26 protein-coding genes are annotated in these 22,596 nt (G+C 71.6%); 15 read left to right on the top strand and 11 right to left on the bottom strand.

All coding sequences use genetic code 11. The annotated features are described in order from the left end of the window. Window positions 1-212: 212 nt before the first annotated feature. The 3 genes from AC0QSG_RS07185 to AC0QSG_RS07175 form a co-directional block, all read right to left on the bottom strand. A complete protein-coding gene (locus AC0QSG_RS07185; protein ID WP_475377117.1) occupies window positions 213-1,373 on the bottom strand; it encodes a DUF998 domain-containing protein in 1,161 nt (386 codons plus the stop codon). 89 nt (window positions 1,374-1,462) lie between these two features. Further along, window positions 1,463-2,770, bottom strand: coding sequence for a DUF2254 domain-containing protein (locus tag AC0QSG_RS07180; protein ID WP_475377116.1), 1,308 nt, complete (start codon window positions 2,768-2,770; stop codon window positions 1,463-1,465). A 71-nt stretch (window positions 2,771-2,841) separates the two neighbouring features. Further along, window positions 2,842-3,768, bottom strand: coding sequence for a hypothetical protein (locus AC0QSG_RS07175; protein ID WP_475377115.1), 927 nt, complete (start codon window positions 3,766-3,768; stop codon window positions 2,842-2,844). Between the two features lie 237 nt (window positions 3,769-4,005). On the opposite strand from AC0QSG_RS07175, the gene AC0QSG_RS07170 reads away from it, so the two are divergent. From AC0QSG_RS07170 to AC0QSG_RS07150, 5 genes are all read left to right on the top strand, one after another. Then, complete coding sequence (locus AC0QSG_RS07170) at window positions 4,006-4,161, top strand: hypothetical protein (protein WP_435726277.1); 156 nt, start codon at window positions 4,006-4,008, stop codon at window positions 4,159-4,161. 91 nt (window positions 4,162-4,252) lie between these two features. Beyond that, window positions 4,253-5,452 carry an alanine racemase gene (alr, locus tag AC0QSG_RS07165; protein WP_475377114.1) on the top strand — a complete coding sequence of 400 codons (1,200 nt, stop codon included), beginning with the start codon at window positions 4,253-4,255 and terminating at the stop codon, window positions 5,450-5,452. Further along, the gene (tsaE, locus tag AC0QSG_RS07160; protein ID WP_475377113.1) at window positions 5,445-5,984 is read left to right on the top strand and encodes a tRNA (adenosine(37)-N6)-threonylcarbamoyltransferase complex ATPase subunit type 1 TsaE; all 540 of its coding nucleotides are present in this window, start codon (window positions 5,445-5,447) and stop codon (window positions 5,982-5,984) included. Before alr ends, tsaE begins: the two co-directional genes overlap by 8 nt. Before the next feature lie 208 nt (window positions 5,985-6,192). After that, window positions 6,193-6,711 carry a cell wall-binding repeat-containing protein gene (locus tag AC0QSG_RS07155; RefSeq protein ID WP_475377112.1) on the top strand — a complete coding sequence of 173 codons (519 nt, stop codon included), beginning with the start codon at window positions 6,193-6,195 and terminating at the stop codon, window positions 6,709-6,711. Between the two features lie 79 nt (window positions 6,712-6,790). Beyond that, window positions 6,791-7,447 (top strand): SGNH/GDSL hydrolase family protein, encoded by a 657-nt coding sequence (locus AC0QSG_RS07150; protein ID WP_475377111.1) that lies wholly within the window; start codon window positions 6,791-6,793, stop codon window positions 7,445-7,447. Window positions 7,448-7,454: 7 nt separating this feature from the next. Here the strand turns inward: AC0QSG_RS07150 and AC0QSG_RS07145 are convergent, their stop codons facing one another. Then, window positions 7,455-8,777 (bottom strand): UDP-glucose dehydrogenase family protein, encoded by a 1,323-nt coding sequence (locus tag AC0QSG_RS07145; RefSeq protein ID WP_475377110.1) that lies wholly within the window; start codon window positions 8,775-8,777, stop codon window positions 7,455-7,457. 104 nt (window positions 8,778-8,881) lie between these two features. Here AC0QSG_RS07145 and AC0QSG_RS07140 point away from each other — a divergent pair, with 104 nt between their 5' ends. Continuing rightward, window positions 8,882-9,577: an SGNH/GDSL hydrolase family protein gene (locus tag AC0QSG_RS07140; RefSeq protein WP_475377109.1), complete on the top strand. Its 696-nt coding sequence runs from the start codon at window positions 8,882-8,884 to the stop codon at window positions 9,575-9,577. A 116-nt stretch (window positions 9,578-9,693) separates the two neighbouring features. On the opposite strand, the gene AC0QSG_RS07135 is transcribed toward AC0QSG_RS07140, so the two are convergent. Further along, window positions 9,694-10,308 carry a class I SAM-dependent methyltransferase gene (locus tag AC0QSG_RS07135; protein WP_475377108.1) on the bottom strand — a complete coding sequence of 205 codons (615 nt, stop codon included), beginning with the start codon at window positions 10,306-10,308 and terminating at the stop codon, window positions 9,694-9,696. 89 nt (window positions 10,309-10,397) lie between these two features. Between AC0QSG_RS07135 and AC0QSG_RS07130 the strand changes: the two genes are divergently transcribed. Continuing rightward, window positions 10,398-11,675: an MFS transporter gene (locus AC0QSG_RS07130; RefSeq protein ID WP_475377107.1), complete on the top strand. Its 1,278-nt coding sequence runs from the start codon at window positions 10,398-10,400 to the stop codon at window positions 11,673-11,675. 16 nt (window positions 11,676-11,691) lie between these two features. Here the strand turns inward: AC0QSG_RS07130 and AC0QSG_RS07125 are convergent, their stop codons facing one another. The 4 genes from AC0QSG_RS07125 to AC0QSG_RS07110 all read right to left on the bottom strand — a co-directional run bounded on the left by AC0QSG_RS07125 (window position 11,692) and on the right by AC0QSG_RS07110 (window position 15,033). Then, on the bottom strand, window positions 11,692-12,588 hold the full coding sequence (locus AC0QSG_RS07125; RefSeq protein WP_475377106.1) for an NAD(P)-dependent oxidoreductase: 897 nt from the start codon (window positions 12,586-12,588) through the stop codon (window positions 11,692-11,694). Between the two features lie 12 nt (window positions 12,589-12,600). Further along, window positions 12,601-14,034: a four-carbon acid sugar kinase family protein gene (locus AC0QSG_RS07120; RefSeq protein WP_475377105.1), complete on the bottom strand. Its 1,434-nt coding sequence runs from the start codon at window positions 14,032-14,034 to the stop codon at window positions 12,601-12,603. Between the two features lie 65 nt (window positions 14,035-14,099). Next, a complete protein-coding gene (locus AC0QSG_RS07115) occupies window positions 14,100-14,804 on the bottom strand; it encodes a FadR/GntR family transcriptional regulator (RefSeq protein WP_475377104.1) in 705 nt (234 codons plus the stop codon). Window positions 14,805-14,901: 97 nt separating this feature from the next. Continuing rightward, window positions 14,902-15,033: a hypothetical protein gene (locus AC0QSG_RS07110; RefSeq protein ID WP_435726289.1), complete on the bottom strand. Its 132-nt coding sequence runs from the start codon at window positions 15,031-15,033 to the stop codon at window positions 14,902-14,904. Window positions 15,034-15,369: 336 nt separating this feature from the next. Here AC0QSG_RS07110 and AC0QSG_RS07105 point away from each other — a divergent pair, with 336 nt between their 5' ends. The 5 genes from AC0QSG_RS07105 (at window position 15,370) to AC0QSG_RS07085 (ending at window position 18,455) form a co-directional block, all read left to right on the top strand. Then, on the top strand, window positions 15,370-15,894 hold the full coding sequence (locus AC0QSG_RS07105; RefSeq protein ID WP_475377103.1) for an alternate-type signal peptide domain-containing protein: 525 nt from the start codon (window positions 15,370-15,372) through the stop codon (window positions 15,892-15,894). 31 nt (window positions 15,895-15,925) lie between these two features. Next, entirely contained in the window at window positions 15,926-16,477 is a 552-nt protein-coding gene (locus tag AC0QSG_RS07100) for a hypothetical protein (RefSeq protein WP_475377102.1), read from the top strand. 45 nt (window positions 16,478-16,522) lie between these two features. Next, window positions 16,523-17,098 carry a signal peptidase I gene (locus AC0QSG_RS07095; protein ID WP_475377101.1) on the top strand — a complete coding sequence of 192 codons (576 nt, stop codon included), beginning with the start codon at window positions 16,523-16,525 and terminating at the stop codon, window positions 17,096-17,098. Between the two features lie 2 nt (window positions 17,099-17,100). Continuing rightward, window positions 17,101-17,574, top strand: a complete 474-nt coding sequence (locus AC0QSG_RS07090; RefSeq protein WP_475377100.1) for a hypothetical protein — start codon at window positions 17,101-17,103, stop codon at window positions 17,572-17,574. Between the two features lie 62 nt (window positions 17,575-17,636). Then, window positions 17,637-18,455: a response regulator transcription factor gene (locus tag AC0QSG_RS07085; RefSeq protein ID WP_475377099.1), complete on the top strand. Its 819-nt coding sequence runs from the start codon at window positions 17,637-17,639 to the stop codon at window positions 18,453-18,455. A gap of 284 nt (window positions 18,456-18,739) precedes the next feature. Here the strand turns inward: AC0QSG_RS07085 and AC0QSG_RS07080 are convergent, their stop codons facing one another. Continuing rightward, on the bottom strand, window positions 18,740-19,153 hold the full coding sequence (locus AC0QSG_RS07080; RefSeq protein ID WP_475377098.1) for an Hpt domain-containing protein: 414 nt from the start codon (window positions 19,151-19,153) through the stop codon (window positions 18,740-18,742). 75 nt (window positions 19,154-19,228) lie between these two features. On the opposite strand from AC0QSG_RS07080, the gene tsaB reads away from it, so the two are divergent. Genes tsaB through AC0QSG_RS07065 form a run of 3 tightly spaced genes read left to right on the top strand, consistent with a single transcriptional unit; the run spans window position 19,229 to window position 21,338 of the window. Further along, complete coding sequence (tsaB, locus tag AC0QSG_RS07075; RefSeq protein ID WP_475377097.1) at window positions 19,229-19,936, top strand: tRNA (adenosine(37)-N6)-threonylcarbamoyltransferase complex dimerization subunit type 1 TsaB; 708 nt, start codon at window positions 19,229-19,231, stop codon at window positions 19,934-19,936. Between the two features lie 35 nt (window positions 19,937-19,971). Further along, window positions 19,972-20,409: a ribosomal protein S18-alanine N-acetyltransferase gene (gene rimI, locus AC0QSG_RS07070; RefSeq protein ID WP_475377288.1), complete on the top strand. Its 438-nt coding sequence runs from the start codon at window positions 19,972-19,974 to the stop codon at window positions 20,407-20,409. A gap of 41 nt (window positions 20,410-20,450) precedes the next feature. Continuing rightward, window positions 20,451-21,338, top strand: a complete 888-nt coding sequence (locus AC0QSG_RS07065; protein WP_435726297.1) for a D-alanyl-D-alanine carboxypeptidase family protein — start codon at window positions 20,451-20,453, stop codon at window positions 21,336-21,338. On the opposite strand, the gene AC0QSG_RS07060 is transcribed toward AC0QSG_RS07065, so the two are convergent. Continuing rightward, on the bottom strand, window positions 21,331-22,560 hold the full coding sequence (locus tag AC0QSG_RS07060; RefSeq protein ID WP_475377096.1) for a PucR family transcriptional regulator: 1,230 nt from the start codon (window positions 22,558-22,560) through the stop codon (window positions 21,331-21,333). The genes AC0QSG_RS07065 and AC0QSG_RS07060 overlap by 8 nt on opposite strands. Window positions 22,561-22,596: the final 36 nt, after the last annotated feature.

Here is a 22,596-nt window from a genome sequence, read left to right as displayed (position 1 = left end):
TTCGCTCCCGCGGCCATCTGCTGGCGGGGCCAGTTCAGCAATGCCCATCGAAGTGCCTCCCAGCACGTTTCGTGCCGCCGGCCTGAGCGCCTGCCAACCCCTGGTGATCCATGGAATTCCCCCCCGGAAAAGACGGTTTCAATGCCTGCGTGGGCAATGAGCCTTAAGTGATTCGAGTCTAGACCAGAATCGTGAAACGCATGTGTTTGGGGTCACTGGAATTCAGGTGCGGGCAGATCACCGGCCACGTCGCCGGGCACCGCATGTTCCATGCCGGCGGCCTCGACGACCGCGGACGTGTTCCGGATGAAGACCACCAGCCAGGCGAAGACGATGCCGGCCGCGCCGAGCTCGAGCGCGGTGAGGTTGTAGTAGCGCAGCGGGTGCCAGAGCACGGCGGCGCCGGCGAGGGCGGCCACGGCGATGACGCTCAGCAGGTAGAACGCGCCCGGGAAGCCGGGGAGCCAGAGTGGAACCCCGAGCAGGAGGACCACCAGGATGAGCGCCAGCACGCGGACGAAGCCGGTGTGGATCGGCTCGAACGTGTTGACGGGGAAGAGCCCGATCCCGGCCATGCACGCGCCGCTGGCGACGAGGCAGGCGCGGACCACGTTGGGCCGGGGGCGCAGGAACCGGCGCCGCGGCCGGCCGTTGCGTTCGTCGCGGACGTCGAGCAGCTCGGTCCACCGGCGCAGGTCGCGGGTGATGAAGGAGGACAGGGTCGTGAGGATGACGCCGGAGGTGGTGATGGTGGTGTTGAAGGTCCAGAAGGAGGTCACGCCCGCCTGGCCGGTGCCGAGCTCGCTGAACATGCTGTGCCACCAGAGCGGGTTCTCGGCGAGGAGCATGCTGATCAGCATGCCGGAGGCCATGAACACGGCGAGGAGGACCGACAGGGTGGCCGCGGTGATCCGCGCGCCCGAGGTGTAGGCGAAGTAGCCGGCCACACCCGCGGAGACGGCCAGCATCGTGGAGCCCGCGACCGTGTCCACCGTGAGGCCGAAGAACGCCTGCTGGAAAAGCCGGAACAGCACGAGCGAGGTCATCACGGCGATCGAGGCGTGGACCACCAGGAGGGCCGCGACGTCCAGCATCTGCCGCGCCACGGGCCGGGCGCCCAGCCACAGGTGCACGGTGCGGACGTTCTGGACGTATCCGGCGACGAAGGAGAGTCCCGCCGCGGCGCCGCAGACCACGGACGCGTGGCTGGCGACGGACCCGTCGCCGGCCAGCGGCGGCCGGTAGCCGCTGAAGGCGATCAGTCCCACGACCATGGCGGCCGCGCCCGTCAGGACCGCGGCCCAAATGGAGCGCGATTCGATTTCGACGGCGTGGGACTGCGTCTCCGGCCGGTGCTCCGGGGGTCGCTGCACAATGCCTTCCTGTTCCGCGTTGACGTGGGGAGCCGGGCGGCGGCCCCGCCACGATTCTGCCACGGGGCCCGAGGGGGGTCGGTCAGCCTTTACGCGTCGGTGCAGAGGGAGCGGGCCCGTGCGATGCTTTCCAACGCGTTGGCCCGGTCGTGTTCGGTGAGCGATGCCGCGTCGACGGAGCCCTGGAGGTTGCGGAGGAATTCCAGGAGCGTGGCGCCGTGCCGGTGGGCGGCGTCGTTGGCCGCGATGCCGCCGACGGCCGCTGCCAGCGCGCGGGCGACCTCCGGGTCCTGCTGTCCGTAGGTGCGCACCGGGGTGAAGGTCTTGTCCAGGAGTTCGGCGAAGTCCGGGAGCGGCAGGGTGGCGCCGGTGCCGGACTCGGCGTCGATTCGGGAGATGGGGCCGCAGTCGCGGCGCAGCGCCCTGACCAGGACGGCGGAGCCGTGGTGGATGGCGTGGATCGCCGTGGTGGGGTCGTTGGTGCCGGGAGACAGGGCGCGTGCGGCGACGTCCGCCAGCTGGGTGAGCGCGAAGGAGGTGTCCATCAGCTGCGTTCGTTCCGGGCCGAGCTTAACCGAGTCGTTGACCCGGGATGCGAGCCGGGCCGTCTCGTCTTCGGGGAGTGCGGGCCCGTCGGCGATCGCGAGGGTGGTTCCCTCCAGCACGTAGTCGCCGGGCTGGGCCACGAAGTGGATGGTCCGGCCGAGGCTGGTTCCCACCTCAGCGACCTCGGCCAGCTCGACCGAGGTGAGGAAGCCGCTGCCGTGGGAGCGGATGAGGACCCGGGGCCGGTCCGGCAGCTCCCGCGTGGCGCCGGACCCGGCCGGCGGGTAGTGCCGTTCGATGCCGGCGATGCCGTTTTTCCGGAGCTGGTCGAGGATGTTTTCCGCGCGGATCTCGCGGGCGAGGTGCGCCAGGAACAGCACCAGCGCGGCGATGCTGCCGAGCCCCAGGACGAAGGCGAAGGTCACGGCGAGGTGCGGGACGAATTCGTCGCCGGTGTCCCGGGACCGCACGGTGCGCAGGACCACGATGGAGTACGTGAACGTGCCGAGGAAAGCGGCCAGCGTCCAGTGGACCACGCGGTCCGAGGAGAACGTCCGGAGCATGCGGGGCGTGTACTGGCTGCTGGCCAGCTGGAGCGTGACCACCGTCAGGGAGAAGGTCAGCGACGTGACGGTCATGATGCTGCTGGCGATCGTGGTCAGGAGGCTTCGGGCGGCGTCCGCGCCTCCGCCGACGGTGAGCGTCGCCCACGGTTCCGCGGGATCGCCCAGCCTGCCGTCCAACCACGGCAGGAGGACGCCCGCAACGATCCCGACGGCCACGGCAAACAGTGGCAGGGGCCACAACTCGTGCCGGAGGGCGTCGCGGATCCGCAGCCAGGAGCCCCTCACCGGTCTGCCCGGCCCGGCCGTGGTGCATGCATTTGGATCTCGCTTTCCTCAGGTGGCGGGGTTCGTCCAAACTATCCGGTGAGCCGCTGGATACGGTTCGCCGTGGCACGTTTCGCCGGGGCGCCGTCGGGCCTTACGGTGTCGAGGACCTCGGCCCACAGGTGGTAAGCGGGAACCAAGTGCGCGGCGTTCGGGTCCGCCAACCCCGACAGCGCGTCCGCTAGGATCCGGTCCGCCTCCTCGGGGCGCTCCCGGGCGACGTTCCAGCGGGCATTCGTGACCGCCAGCCCCACGCGGTCCACTTCCGTCGCATCCATGACCTCGTGGGCCAGGCTGGCCCTCTCGATGCAGTCGCGCGTCTGTTCGATGGCGATTCCGGCGCGTAGCTGGAGGTCGGCGGACGCCTTGTTGAATCTCGCCCACAGGGGAATGTCGTTGGCAGGGGACAAGAGTTCCGCGGCCTGCGCGTGGTAGCTGAGCCCGTCCTGGGCGCTTCCCACCATGAAGGCCACGTTGCCCAGGGTCCAGAAGCCCTTGCCGGCGGACTGGTTGTCCATGGATTCCAGAAGGCAGGCCAAGTCCATGTGGTGCCGCCAGGCCTCGTGTGCCCGGTCCGCCTCCACGAGCCCGGCGATGAGGGTCTGGAGCACCTCGGCGCGGAGCGCGTCGTGGCCCGGCAGCGCGCCGGTCAGCGCCAGCGCCTCGTCGGCCGTGGCGATGGCCACCGATTCCTGGCCGAGGCACCGTTCGGCGATCGAACGCAATATCAGACTGCGAACCTGGAGCACGGCATCCTGACGGGCTGCGGGGAGGGAAAGCATCCCATCCGCCACCTCACGGAGTTCGGCATAGGCGTCCATCGCCAAATGGGCATCCGCGACCTCGAACGTGAATTGCCACAGCGCGCGCTCGTTGTCAGCCTTGCGAGCGGCCGCGACGCCCCCGCGGGCGAACTGGAGGGTTACCGACCGGTTCCCGGCGGCTTTTGCCCGGCGCACGGCGGATTCGTAGCCGTGGAGGTCGGGTGTGGACGCGTGCGGGAGCATACTGACAAGTATGCGGCACCGGCTTCCTCCACCCCACGAGCCACCCGCGTCAAAGCGCGCAGTATTATTTCCTCGTTCCACTTCCGCATCATTGGCAACAGGTGCCATACTCACATCGGGGCATCCTTCCGGGCGGGACCCCGCACCACATTGGCCCGGACCACCAACACCGTTTGCCCAGGGGGAACCATGAAGAAGTACATGATGAAGGCGGCCGCAGCGCTGGCCATCACCGCAGCAGCGACTCTGGCCATCGGTGGAGCTGTCGTTGCCGACAGCACCGACGCGACCGCCGCCGGAAACTGGCCGTACTCCAGCACGGACGCCGGCAACTGGCCGTACTAGACCACGGACCAGCCGACCATCGGCTAGAGGCGGCCGCCATCCCCACGGGATGGCGGCCGCTTGACTTAGCGCCGGGTGAAAGAATGGTGTGGTGACTTCACAGACCGAGCCAGCGAACGACGTCGGACTCCCCGTCGACCCACAGGCCGCACCGCGGTGGGAAAAGCGCGCGGAGATCGACCTCTCCGCGATCCGCCACAACGTCCGCCAAGTGGCCGAACTCGCCGCACCCGCCCGGGTCATGGCCGTGCTCAAGGCGGACGCCTACGGCCACGGTACGCTGCCCGTTGCCCGCGCCGCCCTCGAAGGCGGGGCCACGTGGCTCGGATTCGCCCACGTGAGCGAGGCGCTCGCCGTCCGCGACGCCGGCATCGAGGCGCCAGCACTCGCCTGGCTGCACACGCCGGACACCGACTTCGCCGCGGCCATCGCCCGCAACATCGACCTCGGCGTCTCCGGGTGGGAACTGGACCTCGTCGCGGCGGCCGCCAAAAGCGCCGAGCGCCCCGCGCGCGTCCACCTCAAGATCGACACCGGCCTGGGCCGCAACGGCTGCACGCCGGAGAAGTGGGAGGACCTGCTCGACGCCGCCATGGCCCACCAGGAGGACGGGCTGCTGCGCATCGTCGGCGTGTTCACGCACCTGGCCGTCGCGGACGAGCCCGACCGCCCCGAGACAGACGAGCAGCTCGAGGCGTTCCGCTCCGCCGTCGCGCTGGCCGAAAACGCCGGGTTCGACCTCGAGGTCCGGCACGCCGCGAACACCCCCGCGATCCTGTCCCGACCCGACGCGCACTTCGACCTGGTGCGGCTTGGGCTGGGGATGTACGGGCTGAGCCCGTTCCGCGACCAGACGTCCGAGGACCTGAACCTGCGCCCGGCCATGCGGCTGATGGCCCGGGTGGCCAACGCCAAGCGCGTGCCCGCCGGGCAGGGAGTCTCCTACGGGCTGACGTACCGGACGCCGTCGGCCGGGGTGCTGGCCCTGGTCCCGCTCGGCTACGCGGACGGCGTCCCACGCTCCGCCGTGGACGCCCCCGTGGCGATCTCGGGGCACATCGCGCGGACCAGCGGCCGGGTGGCCATGGACCAGTTCGTGGTGGACCTGGGCCCGGACGCCGACGCCGACACGCTGGTCGGGACCGAGGCCGTGCTGTTCGGAGGCGACGGCCCGTCCGCGACGGACTGGGCCGAGGCCGCGGGGACCATCAACTACGAGATCGTCACCCGCGTCTCCCCGCGCGTGCCGCGGCACTACATCGAGGGCAGCTGGGGCCAGGCCGGTGAGTGAGGTCCCCGCGGCCGACGCCCCGGTGTGGACGGCGGAACTGGCGGCCGTCGACGCCGAATCCACCCAAGCGCTGGCCGCACGGCTCGGCGCGGCGCTGCGGGCGGGGGACCTGCTGGTGCTCAGCGGCGAGCTCGGGGCCGGGAAGACGACGTTCACGCAGGGGCTGGGGATGGGACTGGGCGTGCGCCCGGGGATCATCTCCCCGACGTTCGTGCTGGTGCGCATCCACCCCTCGCTGGCCGACGGGCCGGAGCTGGTGCACGTGGACGCCTACCGGCTCGCGACCGCCGCCGAACTGGACGACATCGACCTGGAGTCCACGCTGGCCACGTCCGTCACGGTGGTGGAGTGGGGCCGCGGCAAGGTGGAGCACCTGGCCGAATCGCGCCTGGAGGTCTCGCTGGAGCGCGCCGTCGGGGCCGACGCCGGGGAGGAGCTGGTGTTCGACTTCGACGACACGGGCGCCGACGAGCCCCGGACGGTGCGGATCGCCGCGTTCGGGCCGCGCTGGGTGGGCGCGCGGGGCTTCTAGGACGGGACCGGATGGTTCCGGAAACTCTTCGCGAGGGGCTATTGGCTCCCACTAGGGGTTTCCCGGCGACGGGGCGTGGGGCGGACGGGTGGCCGGGGATTGCGTCCCGTGCGGCGTGTTTACGCGGGGATTTCGGGCCTATCCTTGATCTCAGCAGACACATCGGCACCCCAAGCCACGCTTTCCCCACCCCCAAGCAGGAGATATCATGCGCCGCATCGCCGCCGCCCTCGCACTACTCGCCGTTGCCCCGCTGACGCTGGCCGGAGCCGCGCAAGCCAACAGCACCTGCGAGGTGTACTCCGGGGGCGGATGGCTGACCGCGCCTTGCCCCACGAGCACCTCCGCGCCGGCCTCGCCGACGTCCTCCGCCCCGACGTCGTCGGCGCCGACCTCCGCCGCGCCCACGTCGGAAGCGCCGGCCCGGCTCTCGGTGGAGCGCATCGCCGGAATCGACCGCTACGCGACCGCGGCGGCGATCAGCGCGGCGCACTTCGCGCCCGGCGTCGCCGCCGTGTATTTGGCCAACGGCAACGGGATCGACGCGCTGGCCGCGGGCCCCGCGGTGGACGGACCCATCCTGACCGTCCCCGCCAGCGGGACGCTCCCGGCGGCCGTCGCGGCAGAGCTTGCGCGCCTGGACCCGGGCAAGGTCGTTGTCCTCGGCGGCACCATGTCCGTCGGCGACGCCATGGTGGAGCAGGCGGTGGACGCGGCCGCGCGCTGACCCGGATTTCCGCCGTCCGGTAGCATGGCGGCCACGCAGACGGACGGCTGGAGGCGCGATGGCGGGCAGGCGGGGATGGATGGCGGCCGGCGTCGTTGCCGTGTTGGTGCTCGCCGCCGCCGTCGTGGTGTGGGGCGGAACGCGCGCGGTCGGACCGGCGCCCGCCGGGCAGAACGTCACGTTCGCCGCCGTCGGGGATTCCCTGACCGAGGCCGACAGCCCGAACTTCGCCGCCGGCCGGATCGGCGAGCAGTCGTGGATCCTGCACGCGGAGGCCGCCGGCCTGGACTTCGCCGGCGGCTGGGCGCGCTGGGGAGCGCCGACCTCGCTGATGGCCGCGAACGTCCGTCCCGTGGACGCCGACGTGCTGGTGGTGCTGGCCGGTACCAACGACGTGGCCCGCGGGGTGCCGTTCGCGGAGACCGCGGCCAACATCGCCTCGATCGTCGCCGCGGCCGGCCCGGAGCGGGTGGTCGTCTCGGCCGTTCTGCCGGTTGGACGGCACCGCTGGACCCGGGGCGCCCGACGACTACGCGGACTTCAACGCGCGGCTCGAGGACTTCGTGCGCGACCGCGGCTGGGAATGGACCGACGCCGCGGCCGGCCTGCGCGACGGCGGACGGTTCCGTCCCGGCATGTCCTACGACGGCGTCCACCCGACCGAGGCCGGGGCGAAGGTGTTGGGGGAGGCGTTGGCCGAGGCGATCCTGCGGCCCCGGTGAAACGCCCCCGGTGAGGCGCCGCTAGCGGAACTTCCGGCCGAGCGCGGCCACGGTCCAGCCGGCGTCTTCCCACTCGTCGTGGGGCAGCACGTTGCGCCCGTCGATGATTCGCCTTCCGGCCACACCAGCCAGATCGTCCGGCTGCAATGCGCGGAACTCCTTCCACTCCGTCAGAAGCAGGACCAGCTCGGCACCCTCAGTCGCCGCCTGGGTGGAGCCGACATAGAGCAGGCGGGGGAAGCGGCGCTTCGCGTTGGCGTTCGCCTCCGGGTCGTACACCACCACGTCCGCGCCCTGGTTGTAGAGCTGGCCGGCGATGTCCAGCGCGGGGGAGTCGCGGACGTCATCGCTGTCCGGCTTGAAGGCCACGCCGAGGACGGCGATCCGCTTGTTGGCCACCGAGTTGTCCAGGATCTGGTGGGCGAGCGTGACCACGCGGCCGCGGCGGCGGAGGTTGATGTCGTCGATGTCGTCCAGGAAGCCCATGGTGCGGTGCAGGCCCAGCTCGCTGGTCCGCGCCTGCAGCGCCCGGATGTCCTTGGGCAGGCAGCCGCCGCCGAAGCCGACGCCCGCGTTGAGGAACTTGCGGCCGATGCGCTCGTCGTAGCCGATGGCGTCCGCCAGCGTGCGGATGTCGCCGCCGACCGTCTCGGTGATCTCCGAGAAGGCGTTGATGAAAGAGATCTTCGTGGCCAGGAACGCGTTGGCGGCCACCTTGACCAGCTCGGCGGTCTCGAAGTCGGTGACCACCAGCGGGGTGTCCCGCCCCAGGGCCGAGGCGTAGACCTCGCGGAGCGTCGCCTCCGCGCGCTCGGATTCGACGCCAATCACGAGGCGGTCCGGGGTCAGCGTGTCCTTGACGGCGAAGCCCTCGCGCAGGAACTCCGGGTTCCACGCGAGTTCCAGGTCCACGCCCGGCTGCGCGTTTTCGGTCAGCAGATCCTTCAGCCGGCGGGCCGTGCCGACCGGAACCGTCGACTTCCCCACGACGAGGGCGTCCCTGGTGATGTGCCGGGCGAGGCTCGTGACGGCCGCGTCCACGTAGCGCAGGTCCGCGCCGCCGTCCTCCGAGCGCTGCGGCGTGCCGACGCCGATGAAGTGGACGTCCGCCCACGCGCCGACCTCCTCGTAGGAGGTGGTGAAGCGCAGTTTGCCGGATGCGACGTGCTTGACCAGCAGTTCCGGCAGGCCGGGTTCGTGGAACGGAAGCTTGCCCTCGGAAAGCCGGGCGATCTTGACGGGATCGACATCCAGTCCCACGACGTCGAAACCCAATTCGGCCATGCAGGCCGCGTGCGTCGCGCCCAGGTAGCCGGTTCCCACGACGGAAATTCTTGGAGGCATTCGTTGTCTCATCTTTCGGCTCGGAGTCTGGCTTGGGGGCAACGCTACTGGCGGTTGGTGAGATGTAGATGAGAAGCGCGTGAACTCTTTGGGACAATGCAGTCATGACCAATAAGGGGCCGGATGCTTCATCGCCGTGGCGTGCCCGGCGCGGTTGGCTGGCGGGAGGCATCGCCGTCGTGCTGTTGCTCGTCGGCGCACTCGTGTGGGGCGAGACGAGGCCCCAGGATCCGGCGCCGCGCGGGCTATCCCCGGAGGGTGGGGCCGTGACTTTCGCCGCCGTCGGGGACTCGCTGACCGAGGCGCGCAGCGCGGACTTCGCCAACGGCGACATCGGTTCCGACTCCTGGGTGTGGCACGCCGCCACGGACGGGCTGGGGTTCGCCGGCGGTTGGGCGGTGTGGGGCGCGCCGACGTCCATGATGGCCGCGAACGTCCAACCGGTGGATGCGGATGTGCTGGTGGTCCTGGCCGGGACCAACGACGTCTCGCTCGGGGTGCCGTTCGAGCAGACGGCCGCGAACATCGCCGCAGTGGTGGCCGTCGCCGGACCGGAGCGGGTCCTCGTGTCCGCGGTGCCGCCGGTCGATCGCGCCGCGGGCTTCGAGGCTCCGACCTACACGCACTCGGATTACAACGCGCTACTCGAGGAGTTCGTGCGGGACCGGGGCTGGGAGTGGACGGACGCCGCCGCTGGACTGCGCGACGGCGGACGCTTCCTCCCCGGCATGTCCTACGACGGCGTCCACCTCACCGAGGCCGGTGCGAAGGTGATGGGCGAGGCGATCTTGGGGGAGTGACACGGTCCCGTTAGTCCCGGCGGACCGGGACCGCGGGAACTACGCCGACTGACGGTGGCCCATTGCGCGGCTGATGGCGTCCGCCGGGACGCGCGCGGGGACATCCGCGCCGCGCCTCAGGACACCGCGACACCCAGCGTGAAGTAGCCGGCGACCCGAGGAATGCCCGGATGGTAGAAGGCCTCGCACTCGTGCACCGTGAAACCGGCCCCGCGCAGCAGGTCCGCCGGCGAGCGGGTCAGGTGGCAACCGCCGGCCACCGTGCGCTGGACCGGCTCGAGGCGGTGCTGCCATCGGCGCACGGCCGGCGCCGGGGCCAGCCCGTGTTCCAGGAAATGCACCGAGCCGCCGGGCCGGAGCACGCGCCGCAGTTCGGAAAGCGCAACCGAAGCGTCCGGAATCGTGCACAGGGTCCAGCTGACCAAGGCGTGGTCGAACACGCCGTCCGCGGCGTGGAGGCGCTGTCCGTCCAGGTCCCCGCGCACCACCCGGACCGGGGAGGCCTCCACGGCGGGTGCCGCGAGGCGCCAGGCCGTGTCCGAGGGTTCCACGGCCCAGACGCCGCCCACTGCCGCCGGGTAGAACGGCACGTTGGCGCCGGAGCCGAAGCCCAGCTCGACCACGCCTCCCGCCAGCCCCGCACACAGCCGGCGGCGCAGCGGGTCCAGCCCCTCCCACGCCATGGCCCGATGCATCAGATGTGGCAGAACGCGGTCGGTGTAGAAACCCATGAGGCTTTCCCCTTCGTTGCGCCCAGTATCGTTCGCGCTCCGGCCCCCGGCAACCGGGCGGACCCGCCTCCGTCCCATAGGCTGGCGGAATGGGCGCAAACACTGCCGCGGGACGGCCCGCCGGGCCGGGACTGCTGGCGGTGCTGCTCGGCGCCGTGGGGATCGGCCCGCTGCTGACGTACGGCCTGAGCGCCACCAGCGAACTCGTCATCCGGGACCTGGGCATCAGCGAGGTGGAGTTCGGGTTCCTGGCGACCGCGTGCTTCGCGGCCGGCGCGCTCGGCAACGCCGCGCTGGGCCGGTTCTCCGACGGGAAATCGGACCGCTTCCTGATGGTGGCGGTCTACGCGCTGGCCGCCCTGGCGCTGGCGGCCGCGGCCGTCCCCGGCGGCTACCTCCTGTTGCTGATCGCGGCGTCGTTGGCCGGGCTGGCCCAGTCCTTCCCCAACGGCGTGACCAACCGGATCCTGCTGCGGCGGGTGCCCGCGGCCAAGCGCATCGGCTGGACCGGGATCAAGCAGTCCGGCGTCCAGGCCAGCCAGCTCGCCGCCAGCCTGACGTTCCCCGCGCTGGCCCTGTGGATCGGCTGGCGCGGGGCGTCCGCCGCCGGCGCCGTCCTCGCCCTGGCGCTGCTGGCCGTGACGCTGCGGCAGCTCGCGATGGTGCGGCCGCTGGATCCGTATGCGCCGCCGGAACCCTTTGCGCCGCCGGAACCGGCCGGTCCGGCGTCGTCCGGGGTTCCGAGCGTTGCGCCGGTCCCGGGGCCGGCGCGCGCCGCCCGCGCGCGGCAGCCGTTCCTGGTGTGGGCGCTGGCCGCGTTCGGGTTCCTGAACGGCCTCGGCGTCCAGGCCACCAACATCTACCTCCCGCTGTTCGCGGTGCGGGAGATGGGCTTCAGCCTGGTCCTCGGTGGGATCGTGGCCGCGACCGCCGGGGCGGTCGGCGTCGTCGCGCGCGTCGGCTGGGCCCGCGCCATGTCCCGCGGCGTCTCCGCCAGGGCGCTGCTCGTGGCGCTCGGCTCGATCGCGCTCGCCGGCGCCGGGGTGTTCCTCGCGGCCGGCGCGACCGGGCACGCCGCCCTGCTCTGGACCGCGGTGGCGCTCCACGGCATCTCCGCGCTGGGGGTCAGCGTGGTCATCATGGCCGCTCTGCTGCGGAACATCCCGGCCGCCTCCATGGGATCCGCGGCCGGCATCGTGACGGCCGGCCTCTTCGCGGGATTCGCGATCGGCCCGCTGCTGATGGGAGCGTCCATCGCCGGGACCGGCGGGTTCGCGGCCGGCTGGATGGTGGTCGCGGGGACCTACGCGTGCTGCGTGCTGCTCGCGGTGTACCTGGTGCGGCGCGCCCGGAAGGCCCGGGGCTAGATACGGCTCGTCGCGGCTAGTTGCGGCGCCGCGGGGCGACCACGCGAATGACGGCGGAATCGTCGGCGGCGCCCAGGCCCAGGGCCTGGCCCTGCAGGTAGAGCTGTTCGGCGGCGGCGGCCACCGGCGTCGGCAGGCCCACCTCGCGGGCGGCCGTGGTGACGATGCCCATGTCCTTGACGAAGATGTCCAGGCGGCTGAGCACCTCGGCGCCGGCGCCGTCGTACGCCTGCAGCGAGCGCGGGCCGCGGTTGCCCAGCATGAACGACGCCGCCGCGCCGGACTGCAGCGCCTCGAGCGTTCCGGCCGGGTCCAGGCCGAGGGCGTCGGCGAGGGCGAGCGCCTCGCCGGCGGCGGCGATGTGGATGCCGCAGAGCAGCTGGTTCACGGTCTTCAGCGTCTGGCCGTCGCCGGGCTTGTCGCCCACCACGGTCAGCGTGGAGGCCAGCAGGTCCAGCGCCGGGGCGGCCTTCGCGCGGGCGGCGGGGGTGGCGCCCACGACGATCAGCAGGTCGCCCTCGCCGACGCGGACCGGTCCGCCGGAGAGCGGGGCGTCGACGAGTTCGACGCCGGATGAGCGCAGGCGGTCCGCGACCCCCGTGACGGCCGCGACGCCGACGGTACTGGTCATGATGACCACGGCGCCGTCCTTGAGCGAGGGGGCGATCCCGGCGTCGCCGAAGAGGACGTCGGTGAGCTGTTCGCCGTTGCGCACGGCCAGCAGCACGGCGTCGACGCCGTCGACTGCCTCCGCGGCGGACTTGAACGTCTCGATGCCGGCATCCGCGGCCAGCGCGATGCGCTCGGCGGCGATGTCGAAGCCGTGGACGGTCAGGCCGGAGGCCAGGCGCGTGGCCATGGGCAGGCCCATGGCGCCGAGGCCGAGGACGGCGATGCTGTAGTTGGAGCTCACTGTTGGCTCTCCTTAATCGGTTGCCGAGAGTTTGACGGCGACGTCCGTCAGGGAGGAATCCGCGCCCACGTTGCCGGCGAAGACGATGTAGGGGATGCCGCGGGCGGGCCCGTCCTGGGGCTCCCACAGGGAGACGATGCCCGGCAGCATGGGGCCGCGGACCATCGCGTGGCGGATTTCGAGGCCGTGCGCGGCGACGTCGGAGGACGTGATGCCGCCCTTGGCGATGACGAAGCGCGGGGGAGCGTGCGCCAGGGTGCGCTGGACGACGTCGACGACGGCGGCGGACACGCGCCGCGAGATGTCCAGGGACTCGTCGCCGTCGTCCGTCTTAACCAGTTCGCGCGAGGTGTGGACCACCACGTTGCCGCGGGTCAGCGCCGCCGTGATGTCCTGGACAAGTTCGGTCAGGTGCGCCTCGGCGCGCGCGGGGTCGATGACGCGGGCGACGTCGATCTCCGCGGTGAGCGCCACCGGGAGGTTGGTGCCGAGGTGGTTGAGCTGGCGGGTGGTGACGCCGACGTGGGATCCGACGACGATCAGCCCGCCGCGCGTGGCCGGCTCGCCGGCGCCGAAGATCTCCGCGGCCTCCAGCGGCGGGTGCGGGTCCTGGCCGATGACGCCGCGGACGAACGGGGGACCGGCGCGGAAGAGGTAGGTTCCCCCGCGCGCCTCCGCCAGGGCCAGGCCGAGGGCAACCTGGCGCAGGTCCTCCTCCACGACGTGGTCGACCGCGATCGGCGCGGCGTCGCTGGCGCCCAGGAGGAGTTCCGCGATGGCCTCCGGGCCGCCGGAGCGGATGGTGTGCAGGTCCAGGACCAGGACGTCCGCGGCGGCGACGGCGCCTCCGGTCTTTTCCTCCACATACCCGGGCAGGTCCGAATGCGTGTAGCCGAAGGTGGCGTCGCGGGCGAACTCCGTGTCCGCGACCGGCACCGCCTCGCCGTCGAGCACGAAGTAGTGCACGCCGCCGATGGTGACGCGGCCGGCCTCGGGGAACGCGAACGCCAGCAGCACGCCGTCCACGGGGCGGGAGGTGTGCGCGGTGAATTCGCGGCCCAGCACGTCCGTCTCCAGCGGGAAGTGCCCGCGCAGGGTGGAGTCGCTGCGGGAGACGAAGGAGACGGCGACGCCGACCTCCGCGGCGGCCGCGAGGGCGGCGCGGGCCACCTCGCGGTTGCGCTGTGCCGCCGCGGCGGGGTCCAGGCTGCGCGTGTTCGTCAGCACGTAGACGGCCGGGACGTCCTGGGACAGTCCCCAGGCCAGGTCGGCGGTTTCCCAATGGGTCAGGACCGGGAGGTTGGCGACGGACTGCGTCCCGGTGGGGTCGTCGTCCAGGACCACGAACACCCGGCGGGGGCCGGATGCCATGGCGGCGCGGACGGTCCCGGCGGAGACGTCCGGCGCGGGCGGGTAGGTCGCGAGAAGTTCTGCAAGAGATGCCACGTTGAATCCTTGGGTTTAGCTCAGATGTCAGACATCTTAAGCGAAAAGTTCGGGTAAGGGAAGGGCTAGTCGGTTGCCAGGACGAACTTGCGCAGGTCGTCCAGCGTCTGGTCCATGTGCTCGAGCATCGCCGTCCGCGATGCCTCCGGGCTTCCGGACTCCAGCGCGGCGAGGACGTTGCGGTGCATCCGGATCGCGTGCTCCTGGATCGCGGGAACGGCCGAGGTCTCGCGGCGCCCGGCGCTGAGCATCTTGCCCAGCGGTTCGTACAGCACCGGAACCATGAGGTTTCCCGAGGCGCGCAGGATGACGTCGTGGAAGGCGATGTCCTCCGTGACGAAGCGGTCGACGTCGGATGCGGCATGGGCGGACACCATCCCGGCGAGGTGGCCGCGCAACAGATCCACGTCCCGCCCGGTGCGGCGGGTGGCCGCGAGTTCGGCGGCGCCGACCTCGATCATGCGGCGGACCTCCAGCAGTTGGACGGAGACCTGCGACGCGCTGCCGGCGGCGGACATCGCGCGGAGCACGGCCTCGAGCGACGTCCACGCGGAGACCGGATTGACGTAGGTGCCGCGCCCCCGGACCGCGTTGAGCACGTTCTTGGCGCGCAGTTCCTTCAGGCCCTCGCGGACGGTGAGGCGGCTGACGTCCAGCTGCGCCCCGATCTCCGCCTCCGAGGGGAGGGCGGCACCTTCGGGGAGCTCTCCGTCGATGACCCTGCGGAGGATCTCGTCGGCCACCATGTCCACCAGTGTTGCGCGTGCCATGGTTCCTTCCGGGCGGGGCCAACGTTGTTGCCCTTACAGTAGCGTGCCCCGGGCATCCGCCCGGGGCCACCATGCCGCTGCCCGCGCCCGTCGGCGGCTATGCCGTCAACGTGTAGCCGACGGCCACGACCACCGCGAGGGCGAGAAGGACGACGGCCGCCGTCCCCAGTTTCCGCCGCAGCCGCAGGGCCGCCTCGCGTTGTGCGTATCGAGATTCATAGCGTGCCACGATGGCACCTCCCAGCTTTTTAGGGCACGTCGGGCATTGCTGCCCGACGTGCCATCCCCCAAACGTGCGGCCAAATCCCCGCACCCGAGATCAATAGTCGCATGAACAATCCGACATTTCGAGCGGCTGGGCCAACAGGTTTACAAAATGTCCACCTCGTCGGGCTTGTTACGCGCCGACCTCAATTTTCGCTCAAGATTTGCCCTCGACTCTTGCGCAAATCTTTCGTTAAAGCTGTGCACGAGTTGCTGTCGTTCTTGATGTTGCTCCTGAACAGTGATTCCCATTGCCGGGACGCACAACGTCCCGCACCGAAAACTCGTAAGGGACTCAACGATGAACAAGATGACCAAAGGCGCGCTCGCCACGGGACTAGGTGTCGCGATGTTGCTCGGCGGCGGGGGGACCCTGGCCGTCTGGAACGACGCCGCAGGCGCGAACGCCGGGACCATCGTGGCCGGGAACCTCGATCTGAAAGCCGGCACGGGATCCTGGACCAACGGGACGGGCACCGCCGTCACCGCGGACTACCGTGTGGTCCCGGGCGATGACCTCACCTACACCCAGCCCGTGATGGTGACGCTGTCCGGCGATCTCATGAAAGCCACGCTCACCGTCACCGGCGCCACCGACAGCGGGTTCTACGCGAATGACGTGATCGTGGGCCCTGTGACGCTCACGGATGCCAACGGTGGTGCCGTATCGGACGCCCTCACCGAGTCCGGCACGTACACGGCGTCGACGACGTTCACGTTCAAGGAATCCACCGACGCGAAATCCAGCACCAACGCACAGATCGACTTCGGCGGAATCGGGTACAAGCTGGCGCAGGTCGCACCGCAGCCGCCGGCCGCGCCGTAGCGAGCCCGCAACCACGAAGAAAGCGCAGCGCATGCAGGCCACGGCCACGCTGAAGGCCGCCGCGCTGTGCGGCACCGCCGTGGTCCTCGGGCTGCTGACGGTGCAGGGGTCGCTGGCACTCTGGACGCAGACGGCGGCGTCGGCGGCCGGCTCGGTGCGGGCCGCCGATTTCGCGGTGACGGTCATCGCGGACAACGGCCAGCAGCAGCGCCTCTCCGCCAGCGGGACGCCCCGGACGGTCACCGTCGCCGGCGTCCCGGCGCTGGAGCGCGACAAGCCGGTGGTGGTCCCGGTGACGGTCACCAACGCCACCAACGCCGGCAGCGGGACCTTCACCCTCCGCACGACGGCGGGCGCGCCGACCGTCACCGGGGCGCTCGCAGGATATGTCGACGCCGCCGTCGCCCTGGCGTCCGGCGGCACCTGCGCCACGCGAACCGCGGGCAACGCCCGAGACATCGCCCAGGGCGCGGCCGGCACGTTCTGCCTCACCCTCACCCTCAAAAGCACGACGCCGGCCACGCTCAGCGGCGCGGCAGCGACGGTCGACGTCGGGATCTCCGCGCTGCAGCTCGCCCCGTAGCTGCCCCACAGACCGGAGCCCGCCCAACAGAAAGGGACACGCGCCATGGGAATGTCCGCCGTTCGCGGCCGCCTCGGCGAGGCCTTGGGGTTCGTGGCCCTCGTGATCGCGTCGCTGGCCGCCGTCGTACTGATCGTTGTTCCGTTGTTGAGCGGGTCCACCCAGTATTCGGTGCTCACCAGTTCGATGAAGCCCGGCTACCCGCCGGGAACGCTGCTGGTCGTGAAGCCCGTCGACGTCGCCGAGGTGGCACCCGGGGACGTGGTGACGTACCAGATCGCATCCGGCGAGGCCGCCGTCGTGACGCACCGGGTGGTGTCCACCGGTGTGGACCGGCAGGGCGAACGCGTGCTCTTCACGCAGGGCGACAACAACGACGTCGCGGACCCGGACCCGGTCCGCGCGGTGCAAGTGCGCGGAAGAGTCTTCTACGCGGTGCCCTACGCGGGATTCGCGGCGAACTGGCTCGGCAACCGGGACCGCGGGCTCCTCGGCCAGGCCGCCGCGTTCGGCCTGATCGGTTACGGCCTCATCAGCCTCGCCCGCGGAATCGGTGCCCGCGCCGTGCGCCGCCGGGAGGCCGAAGCCGCCGAGGCGGCGGCGGGCGTGACGGGGGAGTGACGGTGCCTGGGCTGCGCGCCGCCGTCGTGCTCTATGTGATGATCGTGGCCGGCCTGCTGGGAGGGGGCGCGGCGTTCGCGCTTTGGAGCCAGTCGGGAACCGCGGCCGTCAACGCGACGGCCGCGCCCATGACGCCGGCGACCATCGGACGGTCGATCACCTGCTCGCGCCAGGACACGACGGCGGCGTACGTCACCATGGAATGGGGTGCGTCCGACGCCTCCGGCTACCAGGTGACCATCACCGACAAGAACGGCGTGGCCGTGGTGCCGGCGGCGATCGTCCGGGGCGGCGTGCCGGCGACGCACACGGCCGTCCTCGAGGGCAACCTGAACCGCCCGGCGGACTACACGCTGGGCATCCTGCCGTTCGTCGGCGACCCGGACGCGCCGAACACGTGGATCCGCGGCCAGGCCACCACGTGGACGCTCTCGCTGGCCAAAACCGCGCAGAGGCCAACCGCGACCTGCGTCTGAGGCCAAAGTGTCCGCCCGCGCGGCTAGGATGTGGGAAACATTTCAGACACGAGGGGGAACGCGTGGACCAGCGCCGCGTAGCCGTGGTCATCGAGGACGACGACGATATCCGCGGGCTCCTGGAGGCCGTGCTGCAAAGCTCGGGATTCGTGGTGCACCCGGCGCGGACCGGCGTCGCGGGGGTTGAGCTGGCATTCAAGGTGGACGCGAACCTGGTGACGTTGGACCTCGGCCTGCCGGACATCGACGGCTTCGAGGTGGCGCACCGCATCCGGCGTTTTTCCGAGGCGCACATCATCATGCTCACCGCGAGGTCGGAGGAGATCGACGCCGTCATGGGCCTGGAATCCGGCGCCGACGACTATCTGACCAAACCCTTCAGCCCGCGGGAACTCCGAGCCCGCGTCGATGCCGTCATCCGCCGCCGCGTCCGCGAGAAACGGCAGGGTCCGGGGGTGGCGCACACCGGCGCGATCCAGACCGTTTCCCCCGGGCACGGTGGCGCGGCGGGGACGGCGGGCGCCGTCCCGGCGCCCACGGAGGCGCCGGCCGTGCGCTGCCTGACGCTCAACGGCCTGGTTCTGGAGCCGGCGACGCACGTGGTGCGGCTGGGGGAGAAGGAACCGGCGTTGACGCCCACGGAGTTCACGCTGCTGAAGTCGGTCATGGAAAGCGGCCGCAACGTCCGCACGAAGGCGGACCTGGTCCGCATCCTGCGCGAGGAGGACCTGGACTCGGGGACGTTCGTCTCCGCGGCCGACGAGCGCACCATCGAGGTCCACCTCGGCAACGTGCGCCGCAAGCTCGGCGAGGACGCCCGGGCGCCGCGCTGGGTGGAGACCGTCCGCGGCGTCGGATACCGGAGCGCGAAGGCGCGGTAGCGGCCGTTGAACGCCTCCGCCGCCCGTGTGGCGGAACCCCCAAGGTTCCCGTCGGCGAGCGGCGGTTCAGCTGACCGGCCTCCGGAAACCCCCAAGATCCCCCGTGGCTGGATGATGCTGCGGCATTGGGCCCTTCGTCGGCGCCCCCCGGCCGCCCCGTCCTGCCCTTGCGGCAAGCATGCCGTCCGATGCTCAACGGGTGGTGTGGCAAAGTCAGAAGTTTCCCTCAAGGTTTGCTCAAGATTGGCCGTGCCCGTAACTTTTCGGGCTGGCTGGTCGGCTTTTCAGTCGGGCTGGTCGGCGCACAGCACCGCGGCGAGCGCGGCGAGCGCCTCGACGGACAGCCCGCCGAGGCGTTCGAGGTCCGCCATCGCCTCCCGGGCGCGGGCGCACGCGTCCGGCGCGTCCGGGTCGCTGGCAATCCGGTGGAGTCGGTCGCCGAGCGCGGCCAAGGCGGTGGCTCCCGCCATCGATGCCCCGGACTTGAGCGAGAGCGAAGCGTCCCGGAACGTCTCGCAGTCGCCCTGGACCACCGCCTCCATGAGGCGCTCCAGACGCGAGGGCCACAAGGAGACGAACCGGTTGACGAATTCGCGCGTGGCCTCGGCGCCGACATGGCGGACCATCGCCCGCAGCTCCCCGTCGTCGACCAGAGCGGGCGCACCGCCGGCGTTGGCCGTGGGCGCATCGGTTCTCATGCCCATCATCATCCGCTTCCCGAGCGCGCAAGCCGTGCAAGATCCGCGCAAGATCGGCGCAATATACTGGGCCGCATGCTTGTCCTAGCCATCGACACCTCCGCCATTGCCTCCGCCGCCCTGCTGCGGGCCCACGGTGCCGCCGGCCCGGCCGAGGTCCTCAAGTCCTTCGCATCCGAGGAGACGAACACGCACGCCGAGGTCCTCGCGCCCGCGATCGAGGGGATCCTGGCGCAGGCCGGCGTCGCGGGGAGGGACCTGGACCGGATCGTCGTCGGCGTCGGTCCCGGTCCGTTCACCGGGTTGCGCGTCGGCATCGCGACGGCACGCACGCTCGGCTTCGCCTGGGGCGTGCCCGTGGACGGGGCGATGAGCCTGGACGCCGTCGCCTGGGACGTGCTGGCCGGCACCGATTCCGCCGGGGTGCCCGACGGCGGCTTCACGGTCGCGATCGACGCTCGCCGGAAGGAACTGTACTGGGCGCGCTATCTGCCCGACGGCACGCTGGCGGAAGGCCCGCACGTCTCCGCCGCGGAGGGGCTGCCGCCCGTGCCCGTCTACGGGACGGGCGCCGGCCTCTACGCCGAACGTTTGGCGGCGGTCGGGGCGTACGGCGTTCCCGCGTTCGCCTCCCGGCACCCGAACGCGGCGTCGCTCGGCGCGTTCGCCCTGGCCTCGCTGGCCCGCGGAAGGGAACCGCTCTCCACCGCGCCTCTGTATTTGCGCGAATCCGACGCGAAGGTCCCGGCCGCGATGAACCGCCCGTCGGGGTTCGGAAAGTGAGCGCCGATTCGGACAGCGGCTGGTGCATCCGGGAGATGACCGCCGAGGACGTCCCCGCGGTCTACGCCCTGGAGGCGGCGCTGTTCCCGCGGGACGCCTGGCCCGAACGGATGTTCCGCGAGGAGCTGGCGCAGGCCGACACCCGGCGCTACTGGGTGGTCGAGGACGGCGGGAGCATCGTCGCCTACTGCGGCATGATGTGTGTGCTGCCGCTGGCCGACGTGCAGACCATCGCCGTCGTTCCCGGGCACGAGGGCCGGGGCATCGGCTCCGCCCTGCTGACCGGCCTGATCGGGGAGGCGCGCGGGCGTGGGGCCCGGGACGTCATGTTGGAGGTCCGGGCCGACAACCCGCGCGCGCAGGCGCTGTACGTGCGGTTCGGGTTCGAGCCGATCCACGTGCGCAGGGGCTACTACCCCGGCGGAACCGACGCCGTGATCATGCGCCTGATGCTGCAGCCGGGCCCGCGCTAGGGGTTATCCGCACAACAGCCGACGACAGAAACGACGTGCACATGTTGCGCAACCAACGACCGGCGGCGGTCCTCGCGGCACTCTCACTCGCGTTCGCCGCGGCACTGGGTGCGGCGCCCGCGGCAGTGGCCGCGCCCGCCGTCGTGCCCTATTCCGCCGCTACGGCCCCGCTGGCCGTGCCCGCCGCGAAGAAGGCGGCGCCGCGCAATCCCGCCCGGGCCGACGTGCTGGTCAACAAGTCCCACCCGCTGGTGCCCCGGACCTATGTCCCGCGCCTGGTCACGGTCAAGGGCGTGGCCGGCGTCCCCGTGAAACTGCAGCCCGGCGCGGCCGCCGCCTACGCGAAGATGGCCGCCGGAGCCCGGAAGGGCGGCGTGGTGCTGCGGGCGACCTCGAGCTACCGCTCGTACAAGACCCAGGCCACGCTGATGGCCAACTACACGCGCTGGTACGGCGCGGCGTACGCCAAACGCGTGGTCGCCCCGGCGGGCACCTCCGAACACCAGACCGGGCTCGCCGTCGACGTCTCCACCGCGGCGGGCGCGGGCGGCTGGATGGCCCGGAACGCCTACCGCTACGGGTACATCCTGCGCTACCCGCCGGGCCGGGGCGCGGTCACCGGGTACGGGTACGAGCCCTGGCACTACCGCTACGTCGGCACCGCGATCGCTTCCTCCATGCGCGGGAGCGGGACGCCGACGCTCGAGCACCACCTTGGCGCCGTGGCCCAGGCGTCCGCCGCGAGGGCGGGTACGAAGACCACCACCGCGAACCTCAACCTGCGCGCTGGCGCCGGGACCGGCCACCGCATCCTGGCGACGGTGCCGAAGGGCAAGACGGTCGCCACCACGGGCAAGCGCAGCGGGTCCTGGCACCAGGTGAAGTACGGCGCCCGAACGGGATGGATGTCCGGGACGTACCTCAGGTAGCGGGGGCGCCGGGGGCGGCGAACGCGCGTGCGGCGCGCAGGACCAGTTCCAGCTCGAACCGCGCCCGCGGGTCCTCCAGGTCGTCGCCGAAGAGCTCGCGCAGCTGCGCCACCCGGTAGCCGACCGTCTGCGCGTGGATACCCAGCTCCGCGGCGACCGGCGCGCGCTGCCCCCAGTGCCGCAGCCAGCTCAGGAGGGTCTCCTCCAGCCGCTCGCGCTGGGCCGGGCGCAGCGACTCCAGCGGCGCCAGCCGGTGGGCGGCCAACTCGTCGACGGCGAGCGGCTCGGCGCCGAGGACGATCCGCGAGAGGTGCTCGTCCGCCCACAGCGGGAGGTCGTCCGCGCGTTCGTCGGCGGGCAGCGCGGCGGCGGCCAGCACCGCCAATCGCAGCGACCCGCCCGCCCGCTCCCAACCCCCGGCCGGCCCGACAACGGCCTCCCGGCCGCTCAGCGTTCCGGCCAGCGCGTTCCGCTCGGTGGCGCCGGACGGCGCGGGCAGCACGACGACGGAGTCGGTCTCGCGTTCGACGACCAGGGCGCGCGACCCCAGCCGCAGCCGCAGCCCCGCCGTGTTGCCGAGCGGCAGCGTCACCACGCACAGGCGTTGGGGGAGCACCCAGTCGGCCATCGCCGCGGCCTGCCGCAGCGAGCCCTCGTCCGTCCGGCCGAGCAGCAGGAGCTGGACCAGGTCCGTGCGGCGCCGCTCCAGTTCCCCCGCGCGCTCGGACTGCTCGAACGCGTAGGCCTCCACGCTGACCGCCGAGAGCTCGTCGATGTACGCGAGGACCGATTCGCCCAGGTTCACCACCACCTCGGACCCCAGCCCCATGTCCATGGAGACCTTCGACAGCTCGCGGAACGTCACGCGCGCCCCGGAACGGTAGGCGCCCAGCAGTGCGTCCATGCTGCGGCCCTGGCGGAACTCGCCGCTGCCCAGGCCCGCCACCAGCTCGCGTGTCTCCGCCGACAGCGCCGGTCCCGAGGTGCCGGGGAGGTCGAGGAACCGGTCCAGCGCGCCGGCGACGCCGCGGCGCAGGCCCCGGCCGAATCGACCCTCGATGGGGCGCGCGTAGGCGGGGACCAGCTGCGGCACGGCGTTGATGATCGCCTCGACGACATGCGGGAGGTGCGGCCGCAGGGCCTCGCCGACCTCGCGGGGGACCGCGAGCCACGGCGGATCGGTGTGCTGCCCCGAAGGGTCGGTGGGAGCGACCTCTGACATGCGAAGACTCGCGTTCTTTAGTGCGTGGAGACAGTT

The organism is Arthrobacter sp. LT660 (genome assembly GCF_056172845.1).
The sequence above is the reverse complement of the archived record's forward strand: the minus strand, read 5'-3'. Positions and strand labels throughout refer to the sequence as shown.

What these genes read in the sequence shown, in the direction of transcription:
- AC0QSG_RS07170 (WP_435726277.1), top strand. Translation starts at nt 4,006, where the DNA reads ATGAAGAAGTACATGATGAAGGCGGCCGCAGCGCTGGCCATCACCGCA.
- AC0QSG_RS07155 (WP_475377112.1), top strand. Translation starts at nt 6,193, where the DNA reads ATGCGCCGCATCGCCGCCGCCCTCGCACTACTCGCCGTTGCCCCGCTG.
- AC0QSG_RS07150 (WP_475377111.1), top strand. Translation starts at nt 6,791, where the DNA reads ATGGCGGCCGGCGTCGTTGCCGTGTTGGTGCTCGCCGCCGCCGTCGTG.
- AC0QSG_RS07145 (WP_475377110.1), bottom strand. Translation starts at nt 8,777, where the DNA reads ATGCCTCCAAGAATTTCCGTCGTGGGAACCGGCTACCTGGGCGCGACG.
- AC0QSG_RS07140 (WP_475377109.1), top strand. Translation starts at nt 8,882, where the DNA reads ATGACCAATAAGGGGCCGGATGCTTCATCGCCGTGGCGTGCCCGGCGC.
- AC0QSG_RS07135 (WP_475377108.1), bottom strand. Translation starts at nt 10,308, where the DNA reads ATGGGTTTCTACACCGACCGCGTTCTGCCACATCTGATGCATCGGGCC.
- AC0QSG_RS07130 (WP_475377107.1), top strand. Translation starts at nt 10,398, where the DNA reads ATGGGCGCAAACACTGCCGCGGGACGGCCCGCCGGGCCGGGACTGCTG.
- AC0QSG_RS07115 (WP_475377104.1), bottom strand. Translation starts at nt 14,804, where the DNA reads ATGGCACGCGCAACACTGGTGGACATGGTGGCCGACGAGATCCTCCGC.
- AC0QSG_RS07105 (WP_475377103.1), top strand. Translation starts at nt 15,370, where the DNA reads ATGAACAAGATGACCAAAGGCGCGCTCGCCACGGGACTAGGTGTCGCG.
- AC0QSG_RS07100 (WP_475377102.1), top strand. Translation starts at nt 15,926, where the DNA reads ATGCAGGCCACGGCCACGCTGAAGGCCGCCGCGCTGTGCGGCACCGCC.
- AC0QSG_RS07095 (WP_475377101.1), top strand. Translation starts at nt 16,523, where the DNA reads ATGGGAATGTCCGCCGTTCGCGGCCGCCTCGGCGAGGCCTTGGGGTTC.
- AC0QSG_RS07080 (WP_475377098.1), bottom strand. Translation starts at nt 19,153, where the DNA reads ATGAGAACCGATGCGCCCACGGCCAACGCCGGCGGTGCGCCCGCTCTG.
- tsaB (WP_475377097.1), top strand. Translation starts at nt 19,229, where the DNA reads ATGCTTGTCCTAGCCATCGACACCTCCGCCATTGCCTCCGCCGCCCTG.
- rimI (WP_475377288.1), top strand. Translation starts at nt 19,972, where the DNA reads ATGACCGCCGAGGACGTCCCCGCGGTCTACGCCCTGGAGGCGGCGCTG.
- AC0QSG_RS07065 (WP_435726297.1), top strand. Translation starts at nt 20,451, where the DNA reads ATGTTGCGCAACCAACGACCGGCGGCGGTCCTCGCGGCACTCTCACTC.
- AC0QSG_RS07060 (WP_475377096.1), bottom strand. Translation starts at nt 22,560, where the DNA reads ATGTCAGAGGTCGCTCCCACCGACCCTTCGGGGCAGCACACCGATCCG.